The following is a 16041-nucleotide window of genomic DNA, read 5'->3' on the forward strand; positions in this document are numbered from 1 at the left end:
CTCGCTGACCCGCTGGTCGCGACCGAGGCGGCCGAGGCTTCAATCCCACAAGGGTTCTGCTGAAACCCGTCGCTGGTATCGGGAGCGTAGGCCGTCACGTTCCGCTTCAATCCCACAAGGGTTCTGCTGAAACTCGCTGACCCGCTGGTCGCGACCGAGGCGGCCGAGGCTTCAATCCCACAAGGGTTCTGCTGAAACGCCCCACTTGATGCTGAGCGTGAGGTCCGAGAAGTTGCTTCAATCCCACAAGGGTTCTGCTGAAACTCTTCATCCGGTCCCGGTCGTCGGGGAGCTTCAGCTTGCTTCAATCCCACAAGGGTTCTGCTGAAACTCGGCGGCCTGTTCGGTCCGTTCATGCGGTTCCTGCTGCTTCAATCCCACAAGGGTTCTGCTGAAACCAGGACGCGGCCGAGGGCGCCGTGGACGCCACGCAGCTTCAATCCCACAAGGGTTCTGCTGAAACGCGACGAGATTGAGACGTTCGTAGTAGTGCGACCGGGGCTTCAATCCCACAAGGGTTCTGCTGAAACGCGTACCGGTCGTCGTCCATCGTCCACCGCAGGACGCTTCAATCCCACAAGGGTTCTGCTGAAACGACATCCTCGACGAGGCCTCGGTGATCGACATCCCGCTTCAATCCCACAAGGGTTCTGCTGAAACATCTGGTCCGACTCCCCGACCGACCTCTCGGCGTGACTGTCCGAGCTTCAATCCCACAAGGGTTCTGCTGAAACAAGGACCTCAAGGTGTGACGATGCCAGGAAAGAAAGCTTCAATCCCACAAGGGTTCTGCTGAAACTCGACGGCCGCGAGTGGGAATACGCGCTCGTCACCGAGCTTCAATCCCACAAGGGTTCTGCTGAAACAATGCTAGCACTTGTAAGCGCATTAATGCTACCTGCTTCAATCCCACAAGGGTTCTGCTGAAACTATCTATAAATCCTAATACCGGGCAAACAAATTGGCTTCAATCCCACAAGGGTTCTGCTGAAACCATTAAAAGCAAATACGCGCGTAATCAATACTGTAAGCTTCAATCCCACAAGGGTTCTGCTGAAACGCTAGAGCGATGAAAGTCAATATCAATGTAAACCAGGCTTCAATCCCACAAGGGTTCTGCTGAAACTCGTCGATCTCCATCCTCGTCTCGGGGATCGCTGACGCTTCAATCCCACAAGGGTTCTGCTGAAACTCTTGATTGTTTTGCCAGATTTCTAGGAGCTTATTCGCTTCAATCCCACAAGGGTTCTGCTGAAACCCGGGCGACAACGCCGAGGTTCGCACCGTCACCCAAGCTTCAATCCCACAAGGGTTCTGCTGAAACCGCCGAGATCCCCGGTCGTTTCCGTAGCGACTCGACGCTTCAATCCCACAAGGGTTCTGCTGAAACCCTCGTTACACTCCGCACAGACACGGTCATGCTCACGCTTCAATCCCACAAGGGTTCTGCTGAAACTGCAGATAATCGCTACGGAGGAGACCTGAAATGCCGGCTTCAATCCCACAAGGGTTCTGCTGAAACCCGACACCGACGACCACGAGGACGACCGCGGCGAGTGGCTTCAATCCCACAAGGGTTCTGCTGAAACCGCCCCGAGTGGTCCGAGACCTACCTAGATGTCGAGGCTTCAATCCCACAAGGGTTCTGCTGAAACAAGAAGAACTACCGGATAACCGACGCTGGCGAGCGTGCTTCAATCCCACAAGGGTTCTGCTGAAACCACCCATGTTACAACAGCGGCTAAATTATCAGCTGCTTCAATCCCACAAGGGTTCTGCTGAAACGGCGGCGTCTCGGGGTCCCCAGCGAAGACGTGGCGGCTTCAATCCCACAAGGGTTCTGCTGAAACGTTGAATTGGACGTGTCCACGGGCACCACGCCAGTCTGCTTCAATCCCACAAGGGTTCTGCTGAAACACGAAAACGCGCTTGACGAACACCGACTGTCGAGTGCTTCAATCCCACAAGGGTTCTGCTGAAACCTCGCCCAGTGCGCTCGAGGGGAGGTCGTTCACGTCGCTTCAATCCCACAAGGGTTCTGCTGAAACGCCAGCGCGTAGCACGGACCATTACGTGATGAGTGTTGCTTCAATCCCACAAGGGTTCTGCTGAAACGTGCGGTGAGCGGTCGGTGGTCGCGACGGCTATCGACGCTTCAATCCCACAAGGGTTCTGCTGAAACACACCGAAATGGATTCGGTAAGTACAGGCGAGTACCTGCTTCAATCCCACAAGGGTTCTGCTGAAACCATGCCCGATTTCCGGGCCTCACCCCACCGTACCCACTGCTCGTACATCAAGATTTCCGTCGACCGCCAATACCCTCCCAACCCCCGGGGGGTCGACGACGCGTTCCGGCGGAAACCATTTCCGCTCGTCCGTGCTACTCCTCCCCATGAGCGAACGAGATCGCGACGATCTCCGGGAAGCGGCCGACAGACTCGACGCCGCGGGCGAGAACGCCGCCGACGACGAGGCGACCGAGCGACTCGGAGACATCGCCGAACGGCTCCGGTCGGCGGCCGACGCCGACCGCGGTCCGGACCACGGCAGACTCGCCCGGCTGACCCACGACATCCGCGAGATGGAGGCCGAGGTCGACGGCGAAGCCGTCGCCGCGGTCGGGTCGGCGCTCTCGCACGTCCGGGCGTATCGGGAAACGGTCGAGGGGGTGTGAGTTCGTAGCGTCGCGCTATCTGCGGTCGAGTGAATCGAGGTGATGAACGTTCGGACAGCCTCACCGAGACGAACCTGAGGGAATTCGACTGAGAGCGTTTAGAAAGCCCCCGCCCGCTCGCTACGAATGAGAGCAGTCGCCGTCGTGAACGCTTAGAAAGCCCCCGCCCGCTCGCTACGAACGAGAGCAGTCGCCGTCGTGAACGCTTAGAAAGCCCCCGCCCGCTCGCTACGAACGAGAGCAGTCGCCGTCGTGAACGCTTAGAAAGCCCCCGCCCGCTCGCGGTCGCTGGCCGACATATCCGCGCAAACCGCGCGCGGATAGGGGTCGGCCAGACGACCACGCAAGCGCGAGCGGGCGGCCCCTTTCATTCCCACCCGCGGTGGAGGGTGTCACCGGGCGTTTCCGGTGGCTGGTGTCACCGGGCGTTTCCGGTGGTTGGTGTCACCGGCCGATTCCCGTGGTTCGGGTCGCCGAGCGCGGCGGCCGCGGCCGCCGCGCTCGGCCGTCGAACCTACTCCCCGACCGGCCGGAGCTCCGCGCTGAAGTGGCGGAGTTCGGCCATCTCGGGCTCCTCGACGATTTCGAGTCCCGAGATTTCGCCCGCGTCCCTGCGCTCGGCGACTTTTTCGAACGTCTCGGCGACGTGTTCGAGGTGGTCTGCGCCGTAGGTCCGGCGAGGGAGCGCGAGCCGGACGAGTTCGGGCCGGTCCGAATCGGGGAACGCGAAGCTCCCGAGTTCGACCGCGCGTACGCCGCCTTCGCGGTAGAGTTCGCAGACCAGCGCCTGCCCGGGGAACTCCTCGCGGGGAATCTCGGGGAGGAAGGCGTCGGCGTCGACGTACACCGCGTGGCCGCCGGTCGGTCGGTGGACCGGCACGCCGCGGTCGGCGAGCAGCTCGCCGAGTCGCCGGACCTGCGCCACGCGGTCGGCGACGTATCGCTCCTCGACCGCCTCGCGGAGGCCGACCGCCATCGCCGCGAGGTCCCGGCCCGCCATCCCGCCGTAGGTCGTGAACCCCTCGTAGAGGATGGCCCGCTCGCGGGCGCGCTCGAAGAGGTCGTCGAGTTCGGGGTCGTCCCGTAGCCCGACGAATCCGCCGACGTTGACCAGCCCGTCCTTCTTGCCCGACATCACGACCGCGTCGGCGTACGAGAGCTGTTCGCGGGCCACCTCGGCGACCGACGCGTCGGCGAACTCCTCCTCGCGCTCCCGGACGAAGTAGGCGTTCTCGGCGAACCGGCAGGCGTCGACGACGAACGTCGCGTCGAGTTCGTCGGCGACCTCGCGCGCGGCCCGAAGGTTCTCGACGCTGACGGGCTGGCCCGCCAGCGAGTTGTTCGTTATCGTGACCACGACCGCGGGAATCCGGTCGGCTCCGACCTCGTCGGCGAGGTCCCGGACCTTCCCCACGTCGAGGTCGCCCGCGAACTCCCGGTCGCCAGACAGCGCGCCCTCGACCGGGCAGTCGACTGGCTCCGCCCCGGCGTTCGCGACGTGGGCCCGGGTCGTGTCGAAGTGGGTGTTGTTGGGCACGTAGTCGCCCTCCGAGACGAGCGCGCCGTAGAGGACGTTCTCCGCGCCGCGGCCCTGATGGGCGGGCAGGAGTCGCTCGAAGCCCATCACGTCCGAGACCGCTTCCTCCAGTCGCGCGAAGCTCTCCGACCCGGCGTAGGCCTCGTCGCCGCGCATCAGCGCGGCCCACTGGGCGTCGCTCATGGTCCCGGTCCCGCTGTCGGTCAGCAGGTCGACGAACACGTCCGACGAATCGAGGTTGAAGGCGTTGTACCCCGCCCGTTCCAGATTCGCCGCGCGCTCGTCGCGGTCAGGGAGGCGAATCGGCGTGACGACCTTCGACTTGTAGGCTCGCATGTGGCTCCCGACGGCGTCGCGGGAAATATCGCTTGCGAGACACTTCTGGGCGTCGATGCCCGCCTGCGCACCGTCATCACCGGGTCTGGACACCGGCCGACGGAGTTGTCGAGTCCCGCGACCCCTCGTTTGCGTTCGCGTTATCGTAAACGTTTACGGCAATCCCGCCCGCTCGACGCTTCGTCGAGCGGCGCGACCCTCGACCGTAACGTCTCCTTCGCGTTCGAGGGCCACGACGTGACCGCGTACCCGACTCCTGATAGCCGTCGAACCCGCCGACGGCCGAGTCTACTCGCCGGTCCCGACGACCCGCGCCAGCGAATCGCCCAGCAGGTACAGCGGCAGGGCGGCGAGCAGGCCCAGAGCGACCAGTACCGACGCGATGATCGTCACTAGGCCGCCAGCCACGGGCTCGCTCGCGAACGAGACCGACAGGACCGCCACCGCGACGACCGCGAGCGCGGCCACCGAAAGCGCGCCCACTTCGGCGCGTCGGTCGCCCAGACCGACCGCGTACCCCAGCGGGAACGTCGCGGCGAGGGGAACGCCGAGCCAGAGGCCGCCCGACGCGCCCCACGTCAGGGAGGGAAGCCGGGGAGACGCGACCAGCACGCCCGCGAGCGCGACCACGCCGACGGCGGGCGCGAGGAGCGACCACCACGGGACCCGGGTGCGTGTCCGGCAGACCCACAGCGACAGGCCCCCCGCCAGCGCGTAGACCACACCCGCCGCCGACAGCGCCGGGACCGTCCCGCTGACCAGCGGGACGGCCCCGGCGTAGACGGGGTGGGCGACCCCGAGCGCGCCGACGGCGAGGACCGCCCCGCTCGCGAGGGTCGCGTCTCGCCGTCGAATCCACCAGACCCGGCGCGCTCGGCGGAACCCGGCGAGGCCGACGACGACCGCGAGCGCCGCTGGGGCCAGCACCGCGAGGTTGTCCAGCACGACCGGCAGAGCGCGCTCGGCGAACGCGACCCGGACCGCCGCGGTCGCGAGGAGTCCGTCGTCCGGCGCGAACGCGACGTAGGTGTCGTCGACGTGGTCGCTCCCGTACCCCTCGCCGTCGGGGACCAGCGTCACGCGCCCGTCGCCGACCCGGCCCATCGCGGGGTCGTTGACCACGACGTGCCCGTCCGGGCCGACCACCGCGAACCGGTCGGCGTCGAGGACGTAGCTCTCGCGGCCGCCGTGGGTGTGGAGGTAGTCCACGACTAGGGCGTCGCCCCGGACTCGCTCGGCGAACGACTCGTGTTCGAACGCGACGACGACCGTCCCGTCGTCGACCCGGGACGACACGTCGGAGACGCCGTCGTGAGGGTTGCCGTGTTCGAGCGCTCCGGCGACCACTTCGTCGAGCAGTCCGGGGTCCTCCCGGAACCGGTCGGCGGCCGACTCGTTCGCGAGGCGGTTCCGGACGGTCCAGCGCGCGGTGGCGTCCTCGCCGACGGCCACCTCGACCGTGCTCTGGGCGACCATCGCGTCGACCCCGCGTTCGTCGCCCGACCGCTCGAAGTCAGCGCCGCAGACCGAACAGAGCGGTTCCGGCGGCGAACTCGCCGGGACCGCGGCGGTGGCGAGCGCCACCGCCGCGAGGAGGGTCAGGACCGCGAGGAGGGCAGTGCGATTCATGTCAAATCGCTCGGAGGCCTCCCGTAAGTGCTTTCTGTCGGTTCGGTCGCCCGTCTCGGCGTTCGCTCCTGTCGCCGACGTTCCGGACCACGTCCGGCGAGACCGAGAGAGGCGGCGCGCTCGCGGGGCTCCGGCCCGCGAGCGCGCCGGGACTCTCCGGGACGATGATCCTCGGAGTCCGTCTGAGACGACGGTCCTCGGAGTCCGGCGTTCGTCCGACGTTCTCCCCGGGGTCTCGACTCCCCCCGACTCCCCCGTGCTTGCCGGTCCCGCGACACTCATTACCTCGGCTTCCGTCCTGTCTCGCATGCACGTCGACACCGAGCGACTCCGCGCCGACATCGAGGCCAACGCCGAGTTCGGCGCGATAGAGGCGGCGGAGGGCCGAGGCCGGACCGTCCTCACGGGCACCGACGCCAACCGCGAAGCTCGCGAGCACTTCGTCGAGCGACTGGAGGACGCCGGACTCGACGTGCGAATCGACGCCGTGGGGAACGTCGCTGGGCGGTGGACCCCCGACAGCGCCGACCCCGACGCCGACCCCGTGGCCGCGGGTAGCCACCTCGACTCGGTGCCGGAGGGCGGCATCTTCGACGGTCCGCTCGGGGTCTACTCGGCGCTCGAAGCCGTCCGGGCGATGCAGGATGCAGACCTCGACCCCGCCCGCCCGGTCGAGGTCGTCTCGTTCACCGAGGAGGAGGGCCAGCAGTTCGCCGGGGGGCTCCTGGGGTCGTCGGTCGCTGTCGGCGACCGCAGCGTCGAGGAGGCGCTCGCGCTGACGAACGACGAGGGAACCACCCTCGAATCCGCGCTCGAATCGATGGGGTTCCGGGGCGAGGGCCGCCTCGACGCGAGCGCGTGGGACGCGTGGCTCGAACTCCACGTCGAGCAGAGCGAGCGACTGGAGGACGCCGGGGTCCCGGTGGGCGTGGTCACCGCCATCACGGGCATCACCCACTGCGACGCCACCATCCGCGGGGAGGCCGACCACGCCGGAGCGACCCCGATGGGCGACCGGACCGACGCGCTGGCGGCCGCCAGCGAGTTCGTCCTCGACATCGAACGCGCGGCGAACGAGGTTGTCGCGGCGGTCAGCGACACCGCGGTCGGGACCGTCGGAAAGCTGGACGTGTCCCCGAACGCGACCAACGTCGTGCCCGGTAGAGTCGAGTTGGGCGTCGATATCCGGGACGTCGAGTACGAGTCGATGGACGAGATCGTCGGGCGCGCTCGGCGGAGCCTCGCGCGCCTCGAACGCGAGCGCGGGGTCGAGACCGAGTTCGACCGGCCCTTCGACCTCGAACCATCGCCGATGAGCGACCGAGTCCGGAACGCGGCCCACGACGCGGGCGAGGCCGCCGGAATCGCGACGATGGACCTCCACTCCGGGGCGGCCCACGACACCCAGCGCATCGCGGGCGTGACCGACGCGGGCCTGCTTTTTGCGCCCTCGCGGGACGGCATCTCGCACAATCCCCGGGAGTGGACCGACTGGGACGACTGCGCCGACGCGACGCGGGTGCTGGCGGGGGCGCTGGCGGAACTGGCGGGTGGCGACGACTGATTCGTCCGTCGAGGTTCCGGACCAACAATTAACTCTCCGACCCACGAGAACTCGACCGTGACCGAGATACTGCCCGACGAGACCGAACGGTTCGTCCGCGCGATGGTGACCGAGACCGACGAGACGCTCGCGGAGATGGAGGCCCACGGCGAGGAGATCGGGTTTCCAACCGTGGGCCCCGAGGTCGGCGCGTTCCTGCGACTCGCCGCCCGGATGGTCGACGCCAGCAGAATCTTCGAGTTCGGGTCGGGCTTTGGCTACTCGGCCTACTGGTTCGCCGAGGCCCTGCCCGAGGACGGCGAAATCGTCCTGACCGAACACGACCCCGACGAACTCGAACGCGCGCGCGAGTTCCTCGCCCGCGGGGGCTACGCCGACCGCGCGACCTTCGAGGACGGCGACGCCCTCGAAACGATAGCGCGCTACGACGGCCCCTTCGACGTGGTGCTAGTCGACTGCCACAAGCGCGGCTACCCCGACGCCCTCGACGCGGTGGCCGAGAAGGTGGCCGACGGCGGCGTGATAATCGCCGACAACGCGATGGAGAGCGGCATTCAGGACTTCGAGACGATTCTGGAGATACTGGAAGGCGGCGACCCCGAAGGGGCCGACGAGGATACCCGAGGTATCGCGGAGTACCTGCTGGCGGTCCGGGACGACGAGGCGTTCGACACCGCGGCGATTCCGCTGGGAGAGGGCATCGCGGTGAGCTACAGGCGGTAGGAGACCCCGCTCGTCCACCAGAGGGTTGGAGACCGCGCTCGCCCGCGGCGAACCCGCCGGGTTCGCCGCGGGCGAGCGCGGTCGAACACCTGCACCCCCGATTCGCCCCGATAGCTCACTCGGGGGATTCGCCCCGATAGCTCACTCCGACGCCTCGCTCTCGGGGGTCCCCTCCCGGACGACCACCGCCGAGACCCGCGCGCCATCGACCGCCGCGACCTCCAGGGTGTAGCCGTCGGCCTCGACCCGGTCGCCGACCTCGGGGGCGCGCCCGAGTCGGTCGAGCACGAGCCCGCCGATTGTGCCGAAGTCCTCGACCTCGAACTCGGCGTCGAGCTCGGCGTTGACATCGGAGACGGCGACGCCGCCGTCGACCGCGTAGGAGCCGTCACCGCGCGGCTCGATTGAGGGCTCGCGCGCGTCGGTGTCGAACTGGTCGCGGAGGTCGCCGACCACCTGCTCGACCAGGTCCTCTATCGTCACGATACCCTCGAACGACCCCCACTCGTCGATGACCGCGGCCATCTGGCTGTGTTCGGTCTGGAACTCCCTCAGGAGGTCGTCGACGGCACCCGTCTCGGGGACCACCGGCAGTTCGCGCGCGAGGTCCCCGGCCGAGACGGCGGCCTCCTCGGCGTCCGAGTCGGTCGACTCGCCCACTCGAAGCACGTCCTTCACGTCGAGGTAGCCGACCACGTCGGTGCCGTCATCCGCGTCCACGACCGGGTATCGGGTGTGGCCCGACTCGATTATCAGCGTCCGGAGTTCGGGCAGGGGGAGGTCGGCGGGGACGCTCACCACGTCGGGACGCGGGACCATGACCTCGCGGACCGAGACGTCGTCGAGTTCGAAGACGGCCTCTATCATCTCGACCTCCGCCTTGTCAACGTGGCCCTCCCGACCCGACCGCGACAGCACCATGAGTATCTCCTCCTCTTCGAGGGTCTCGTCGGTCTCGGATGCGGGCGGAACCCCGAGCAACCGCGTGAAGGCGTTTGCGGTGCCGTTGAACACGATCAGGCCGGGGTAGAACACGTAGTAGAAGAACTTCATCGCGGGCGAGACCAGCACCGCGATGCGCTCGGCCTGCGCGATGGCGATGGTCTTGGGCGCGAGTTCGCCGAACACGACGTGGAGGAACGTGATGAACCCGAAGCCGACCGCGAACGCGACGAGGTGGACGAGGCTCTCGGGGAGCACCGACCCTAGGAACGGCTCGATGAGCGCCGCCACCGCGGGCTCGCCGACCCACCCCAGCCCCAGCGAGGCGATGGTGATTCCGAGCTGGGTGACCGCGAGGTAGTTGTCGAGGTTGTCGACCGCCTCCTGTAGCGTCTCGGCACCGGTCCGGCCCTCGTCGACCATCTGCTCGACGCTGGTCGAGCGGACCCGGACGTAGGCGAACTCCGAGGCGACGAAGAAACCGTTGAGGAACACGAGGAAGAACGCGAGCAAGAGTCGCCCGAGCGAGACCGCGACGTCTACCATTCGGCTCTCTCCTTCGGTCTCGGTTGCGCTTCGGACGGCCGGTGCGAGGTCTGGGTCATGGTCACACGTAGTGTCCACGCTGGGATAAATGGTGGCGGCGTTCCTCGACCGGTTGGGCGACCACGGGGCCCGAGTTCCGACTCCTCGTCGCTGGCCGAACTCGTCCGAGAGCAAACACTTAATAACGCAGTGGAGAATCGAACGAGCATGACCGAGACGGAGTCGACGACGATTCGGGTCCTCCACATCGACGACGACCTGGAGTTCGCCGAACTCGTCGGCCTGTACCTCGAACGCGAGCGCGATGTCCTCGACGTCACCGCGGTCGATTCGGCGCGAGACGCGCTCGACTGGCTCGCGAGCGAGGAGTTCGACTGCGTCGTCAGCGACTACGAGATGCCCGTGACCGACGGTCTCGAACTCCTCGATGCGGTCCGGGAGGAGTACCCCGGCCTGCCGTTCGTCCTCTTCACGGGGAAGGGAAGCGAGGAGATCGCGAGCGAGGCCATCTCGGCGGGCGTGACCGACTACCTCCAGAAGCGGTCGGGGACCGACCAGTACGCGGTGCTGGCCAACCGCGTGGTCAACGCCGTCGAGAGCCGACGCTCCGAGCGCGAACTCGCAGAGAGCAGGCAACGCTATCAGACCCTCGTCGAGAAGAGCGACGATGCGATATTCGTCCTTCGGGGCGTCGAGTTCGCGTTCGTCAACGACCGCCTCTCCGAACTCACGGGGTACGACCGGTCCGAACTGCAGGGGACGAACGCCCTCGACATCGTCCACCCAGACGACCGCGAGCGGGCGTCGGACATCGCGGCCCGGCGACGCGAGGGCCGAGAGGTGCCCGACACCTACGAGGTCCGCCTCGAATCGAAGTCCGGAGCGGTCCGCCACTGCGAACTCAGCGTGGAGCCGATCACCTACGAGGGAGAGTACGCGGTGCTCGGATTCGCTCGCGACGTTTCCGACCAGAAGACGTACGAGTCGACGCTCGAAGTCCTCCACGACGCGACCCGGGAACTGATGCGCGCCGAGACCAAGCCGGAAGTCTGCGACATCGCGGTCGAGACCGCGCGAGCCGAACTCGAACTCCCGCTGACTGGCGGTTGGCTCTACGACGAGGCGTCCGAACGGCTCGACCCCGTCGCCACGACCGACGAGAGCGAGTCGGTCGTCGGGGACCATCCCGCGTTCGAACCCGGCGAGAGCCTCGCGTGGCGCGTCTACGAGACCGGCGACCCCGCCGTCTTCGACGACGTTCGCGACGAAGAGCCGGTCCACAACCCCGATTCGGACATCCGCAGCGAAGCCATCCTGCCGCTGGGCGAACACGGGGTCCTCGTCTCGGGAGCGACGGAGGTCGGCGCGTTCGACGAGTTGGACTGCGACTTCCTCGAACTCCTCGCGACGAACACCGAGACGGCTCTGGAGCGGGCCGAGCGCGAGGCCACCCACCGACAGCTCACGTCCGAACTCCGCGAGAGCAAGCGGAAGATCGAACAGCTCCACGGCATCGCGACTCGGATAGAGGCCTGCGAGTCGGCCCAGTCGATATACGACCTCACGGTCGACGCCGCCGAGCGCATCCTGGAGTTCGACATCTGCATCGTGGACGTAGAGGAGGACGGTCTGCTGGAGACCAAGAGCATGTCCACCGGCATCCTCGCCGAGGAGACCCCGACGATGTCGGTCGAGGAGGGCATCGCGGGACGGACCTACCGGACCGGCGAGTCGTTCCGCTACGACGACATCCGGGAGGTCCCCGAGGCGAAACCGCAGGCCGACTACCGGTCGATTATCAGCATCCCCATCGGGGAGTACGGCGTCTTTCAGGCGGTCGCCGACGGCGTCGGCTTCTTCGACGAGCGGGACGTGGAACTCGCCGAACTCCTGCTGTCGCACACCACCGAGGCGTTGCGGCGGGTCGAGCGCGAGCGCCAGCTCCGCGAGAGCGAGGCGAACCTCCGCCAGCAGAAAGAGCGCCTCGAAGAGTTCGCCAGCATCGTCTCCCACGACCTCCGCAACCCCCTCAACGTCGCGAAGGGCAACCTCGAATACCTCCTCGACGACCCCGCCGGGGAGGGGTCTGTCCCGCCGGATTCGGACGGTCGCGACCGCCTCGCGAAAGCCGAGTCGGCGCTCGACCGGATGGACTCCATCGTTCAGGACGTGCTGGCGCTCGCCCGTCAGGGGCAGGTCGTCGACGACCCCGAGACGGTCCGGCTCGACGTGCAGGCCGAGCGCGCGTGGACGAACGTCGCGACGCCCGACGCGACGCTGGCGGTCGAGTCCCAGCGGCGGGTCGAGGCCGACCCGAGTCGATTACAGCAGTTGTTCGAGAACCTCTTTCGCAACTCTATCGAGCACGGCGACTCGAACGTGACGGTCCGCGTCCTCGACCTCGACGCGACCGACCCGTCGGCGGTCGGGTTCGCCGTCGAGGACGACGGGCCGGGAATCTCGGCGGCCGACCGCGAGGACGTCTTCGAGTCGGAGTACTCGACCGCCGAGGACGGGACCGGATTCGGCCTCGCCATCGTCGACCGAATCGCGGCGGCCCACGGCTGGAGCGTCTCGGTCGCCGAGGGCCGGGACGGCGGTGCCCGGTTCGAGGTCCGAACCGGGGAGTGACTCGATAGGGCGCGTGTCGCCGGGAAGTCGCTCGCGACCTCTCGGCCCGCGCTCGGCGGTGGCCGTCGGCTACCGCCGACTGCCGGGCTGTGGGTCGACGTGGGGCTTCGCCATCAGGTCCCGGAACTCCCGGCCGTCTATCCACTCCAACAGCCGGACCAGCTGGTCGGTCGCGGCCTCGAACAGTCGCTCGCCCTTCTCGGGCGTGGCGTCGGTCTGGTCGCCCAGCACCCCGTTTTCGGTGTTGTCGATGGAGTCGTAGAAATTCCGCGCGCCGTGGACGTAGGCGTCGTCGTCGGGCCAGTCGGACGCGCCGCCGTCGCGGGCGTCCTCCAACTTCTCCTCGCGCACGAGGTCGGGGTCGATGTGCATCATCATCGCGGTCTCCTTCGGCCCGCCGTGGGGGCCGTTGACCGCGAACAGGTCGTCCACGAGTTCGGGGATGGACTCGTCCCACATCCACTCGACCGCGTAGGCCACCTCGTCCTCGCGCAGTCGGCGGCCGACCTCGCGGAGGTGGGTCTGATTGCCGCCGTGGGCGTTGACGAAGACGATGCGGTCGATGCCGTGGTACGCGAGATTGCGCGAGAAGCTCTCGACGTAGTCGCGGAACTCCGGCGGGTCGGCCCACATCGTGCCGTGGAACTGCTTGTGGTGGACGCTGACCCCGACGTTCACGGTGGGGGTACAGAGGTAGCCCGCCCGAGAGGCGGCCGCCCGCGCCAGCGACTCGGCGATGCGGTGGTCGGTCGACAGCGGCAGGTGGGGGCCGTGCTGTTCGGTCGACCCGAGGGGGACGACCGCCAGCGACTCCTCGGCGACGTAGTCGCCCAACTCCGGCCACGTCCTGTCGGCGAGATACATACCGGATGGCCGGACCGAACCGTGTTAATTCTTGCCCGCGTCGGCGGCCCGGACCGGCGCGCCGCGCCGGTCCGGGCCGCCGACGCGGGGCGCTCGGCCGAACGCGCGGGGCGGTTACCTGACGGTAACCTGATTGCGTGGGGGTTAGCAAACGTATATTCCGGTGGCACCTCATGCGTAGAACGATGACCGACTGCCTCGATTCCGACGCCCCGCCGAGCGCGAAGCTCGTCGTGAAGGTACTGGAGTACAGCGACGAACCACTCACGCAGGGCGAGATCGCCGACCGGACCCGCCTGTCGCCCCGGACCGTCCGCAGCTCCGTCAAGCGACTCAAAGAGGACGGCGTGGTCGAGGAGCAGGTGTACATCCCCGACGCCCGCAAGCAGATATACGTCCTCGACGACTCGGTCGAGGAGTGCCTGCAGGCGTGCGAGGGAACAGCCGACGAGGTCGAGGCGGTCTGACCGCCGACGGGTCTGGGGCCGTCGGGCGTCCGACGGGTCCGGCCCCGAACCCGAGGCTTCCCCGGAACTGTCGAACCGAAATACATTTCTCCCGGTCGCGTGGTCGCCGGTTCATGACGGAATACGACAAGCTCGTCCGAGACCGAATCCCCGATATCGTCGCCGAGAACGGCGAGCAGGCCGTGGTCCACGTCGCCGAGGGGGCCGAGTACCGCGAGCGACTCCGCGAGAAACTCTGCGAGGAGGCCGCGGAGTTCCGCGAGACCGGCGACCCCGAGGAACTCGCCGACGTGCTGGAGGTGCTGGCGGCGATCCGGGACGCCGAGGGGTTCGACCGCGGGGAACTGGAGCGACTCCGGGCCGAGAAGGCAGACGAGCGCGGGGGCTTCGAGGATGGCGTGGTTCTGGAACGGGTGGAGTAGAAAATCACCGTTTCTTCCGTGAAGTCTCGTGGTCTAGTCGGTTCGTATCACTACCGGACTCCGCGAATGAAGCTTCCGAAAGCCCCGGAGCGCTCGCGGTCGCTCTGCGGGATATCCGCGCAAACCGCGCGCGGATAGGGCCCGCACAGACGACCACGCAGGCGCGAGCGCTCCGCCCCTTTCAGTCCCATCCTCGTGGACTGGTCAGTCGGCCACAGACCGTTGGTCACCGCCCTCAGTCGTCGGCGGTCGGATACTCTCGGTCGAGGTCCACCCCCTCGACCGGGTCGGCGTCGTGGGTGCCGACCGGCGGGCGATTGACCTCCGCGGCCGCCGATGTTGCGAGGTCGGTCTCGTCGTCGAGCGAATCGAGGTCGCCCGCTTCGCGCGCGTCCTGGTCGATGCGCATCGAGCAGAACTCCGCGCCGCACATCGAGCAGAAGCGCGCCTCCTTGTAGTTGTCGCCGGGGAGCGTCTGGTCGTGGTACGACCGGGCGCGCTCGGGGTCGAGCGCGAGGTCGAACTGGCGCTCCCAGTCGAAGGCGTACCGGGCCTCCGAGAGGGCGTCGTCCCAGTCGCGCGCGCCTTCCCGGCCGTTCGCCACGTCGGCGGCGTGGGCCGCGATGCGGTAGGCCGCTAGCCCCTCCCGCACGTCCTCGGCGTCGGGCAGACCGAGGTGTTCCTTCGGCGTGACGTAGCACAGCATCGCGGCCCCCGCGCGGGCGGCCTCTGTCGCGCCGATGGCGCTGGTGATGTGGTCGTAGCCGGGCGCGACGTCGGTCACCAGCGGCCCGAGGACGTAGAAGGGCGCGCCGTCGCAGACCTCCTGCTGGCGCTCGACGTTCTCGGCGATCTCGTCCATCGGGACGTGACCCGGTCCCTCGACCATCACCTGCACGTCGTGGCTCCGGGCGATTCGGGTGAGCTCTCCGAGGGTCTCCAGTTCCGCGAACTGGGCGTCGTCGCTCGCGTCGGCCAGACACCCCGGCCGGAGGCCGTCGCCGAGCGAGAACGTCACGTCGTACTCGGCGAATATCTCGCAGATGTCCTCGAAGTGGGTGTAGAGGGGGTTCTGGGCCCCGTTCTCTTCCATCCACTCCGCGAGGATGGACCCGCCCCGCGAGACGATGCCGGTCTTCCGGCCGTCGGTCAGCGGGAGGTGTTCGGCCAGCACCCCGGCGTGAATCGTCTGGTAATCGACGCCCTGCCGGGCCTGCTTCTCGACGACGTCGAGCAGGAGGTCGGGCGTGATGTCGGCGACGCTCTCGGCGCGTTTAACCGCCTCGTAGACAGGGACCGTGCCGACCGGCACCGGCGACCGGCCGACGTTGGCCTCCCGGATGGCGTCGAGGTCGCCACCGGTCGAGAGGTCCATCACCGTGTCGGCACCGTAGTGGACCGCGGTGTGGAGCTTCTCTGCCTCCGCTTCGATTCCGCTCTCGGACTCGCTGTTGCCGATGTTGGCGTTGACCTTCGTGGCGAACGCCCGTCCGATGACCATCGGGTCGAGTCGGTCGTGCTCTTTGTTGGCGGGAATCACGGCCCGCCCGTCGGCGACCTGCTGGCGGACGAACTCCGGGTCGACTCGCTCGCGCTCGGCGACGCGCTCCATCTCCTCGGTCACGATGCCGCGTTCGGCGTGGCGCAGTTGCGTCATCGATTACTAGGTTATACCACTCACTAATAAGACTAGGGTCCCGGCG

At 67.5% G+C, this 16041-nt stretch carries 11 protein-coding genes and 1 CRISPR repeat array (1 of these 12 cut by a window edge); of the genes, 6 read left to right on the forward strand and 5 right to left on the reverse strand.

Annotated features, from left to right (window positions below; genetic code table 11):
- Positions 1-2249: direct repeats of the CRISPR family, unit length 30 nt; unit sequence GCTTCAATCCCACAAGGGTTCTGCTGAAAC (it extends 690 nt beyond the left edge of the window).
- 146 nt (positions 2250-2395) lie between these two features.
- Positions 2396-2677, forward strand: a complete 282-nt coding sequence (locus NGM10_RS16820) for a DUF7553 family protein (RefSeq protein ID WP_253484127.1) — start codon at positions 2396-2398, stop codon at positions 2675-2677.
- A gap of 514 nt (positions 2678-3191) precedes the next feature.
- On the opposite strand, the gene NGM10_RS16825 is transcribed toward NGM10_RS16820, so the two are convergent.
- Together NGM10_RS16825 and NGM10_RS16830 are read right to left on the reverse strand one after the other, a co-directional pair.
- Positions 3192-4550, reverse strand: coding sequence for a tryptophanase (locus NGM10_RS16825; protein WP_253484130.1), 1359 nt, complete (start codon positions 4548-4550; stop codon positions 3192-3194).
- A gap of 288 nt (positions 4551-4838) precedes the next feature.
- Entirely contained in the window at positions 4839-6179 is a 1341-nt protein-coding gene (locus NGM10_RS16830; protein WP_253484133.1) for a hypothetical protein, read from the reverse strand.
- A gap of 307 nt (positions 6180-6486) precedes the next feature.
- Here NGM10_RS16830 and NGM10_RS16835 point away from each other — a divergent pair, with 307 nt between their 5' ends.
- Positions 6487-7743 carry a M20 family metallo-hydrolase gene (locus NGM10_RS16835; RefSeq protein ID WP_253484136.1) on the forward strand — a complete coding sequence of 419 codons (1257 nt, stop codon included), beginning with the start codon at positions 6487-6489 and terminating at the stop codon, positions 7741-7743.
- A 57-nt stretch (positions 7744-7800) separates the two neighbouring features.
- Positions 7801-8466, forward strand: a complete 666-nt coding sequence (locus tag NGM10_RS16840; RefSeq protein ID WP_253484139.1) for an O-methyltransferase — start codon at positions 7801-7803, stop codon at positions 8464-8466.
- A gap of 141 nt (positions 8467-8607) precedes the next feature.
- Here the strand turns inward: NGM10_RS16840 and NGM10_RS16845 are convergent, their stop codons facing one another.
- On the reverse strand, positions 8608-9954 hold the full coding sequence (locus tag NGM10_RS16845) for a hemolysin family protein (protein ID WP_253484142.1): 1347 nt from the start codon (positions 9952-9954) through the stop codon (positions 8608-8610).
- 207 nt (positions 9955-10161) lie between these two features.
- Between NGM10_RS16845 and NGM10_RS16850 the strand changes: the two genes are divergently transcribed.
- Positions 10162-12585, forward strand: coding sequence for a GAF domain-containing protein (locus tag NGM10_RS16850; protein WP_253484144.1), 2424 nt, complete (start codon positions 10162-10164; stop codon positions 12583-12585).
- 69 nt (positions 12586-12654) lie between these two features.
- Here NGM10_RS16850 and NGM10_RS16855 read toward each other — a convergent pair whose 3' ends face one another.
- Positions 12655-13449 carry a creatininase family protein gene (locus NGM10_RS16855; protein ID WP_253484147.1) on the reverse strand — a complete coding sequence of 265 codons (795 nt, stop codon included), beginning with the start codon at positions 13447-13449 and terminating at the stop codon, positions 12655-12657.
- A 185-nt stretch (positions 13450-13634) separates the two neighbouring features.
- Between NGM10_RS16855 and NGM10_RS16860 the strand changes: the two genes are divergently transcribed.
- Positions 13635-13916 (forward strand): winged helix-turn-helix transcriptional regulator, encoded by a 282-nt coding sequence (locus NGM10_RS16860; protein ID WP_438267173.1) that lies wholly within the window; start codon positions 13635-13637, stop codon positions 13914-13916.
- A 113-nt stretch (positions 13917-14029) separates the two neighbouring features.
- Entirely contained in the window at positions 14030-14338 is a 309-nt protein-coding gene (locus NGM10_RS16865; RefSeq protein ID WP_253484151.1) for a nucleoside triphosphate pyrophosphohydrolase, read from the forward strand.
- Positions 14339-14573: 235 nt separating this feature from the next.
- Here NGM10_RS16865 and thiC read toward each other — a convergent pair whose 3' ends face one another.
- A complete protein-coding gene (gene thiC, locus NGM10_RS16870; protein ID WP_253484154.1) occupies positions 14574-15995 on the reverse strand; it encodes a phosphomethylpyrimidine synthase ThiC in 1422 nt (473 codons plus the stop codon).
- Positions 15996-16041: the final 46 nt, after the last annotated feature.

Origin of the sequence: Halorussus salilacus, from assembly GCF_024138125.1 — an archaeon.
Taxonomy (GTDB): Archaea; Halobacteriota; Halobacteria; order Halobacteriales; family Haladaptataceae; genus Halorussus; species Halorussus salilacus.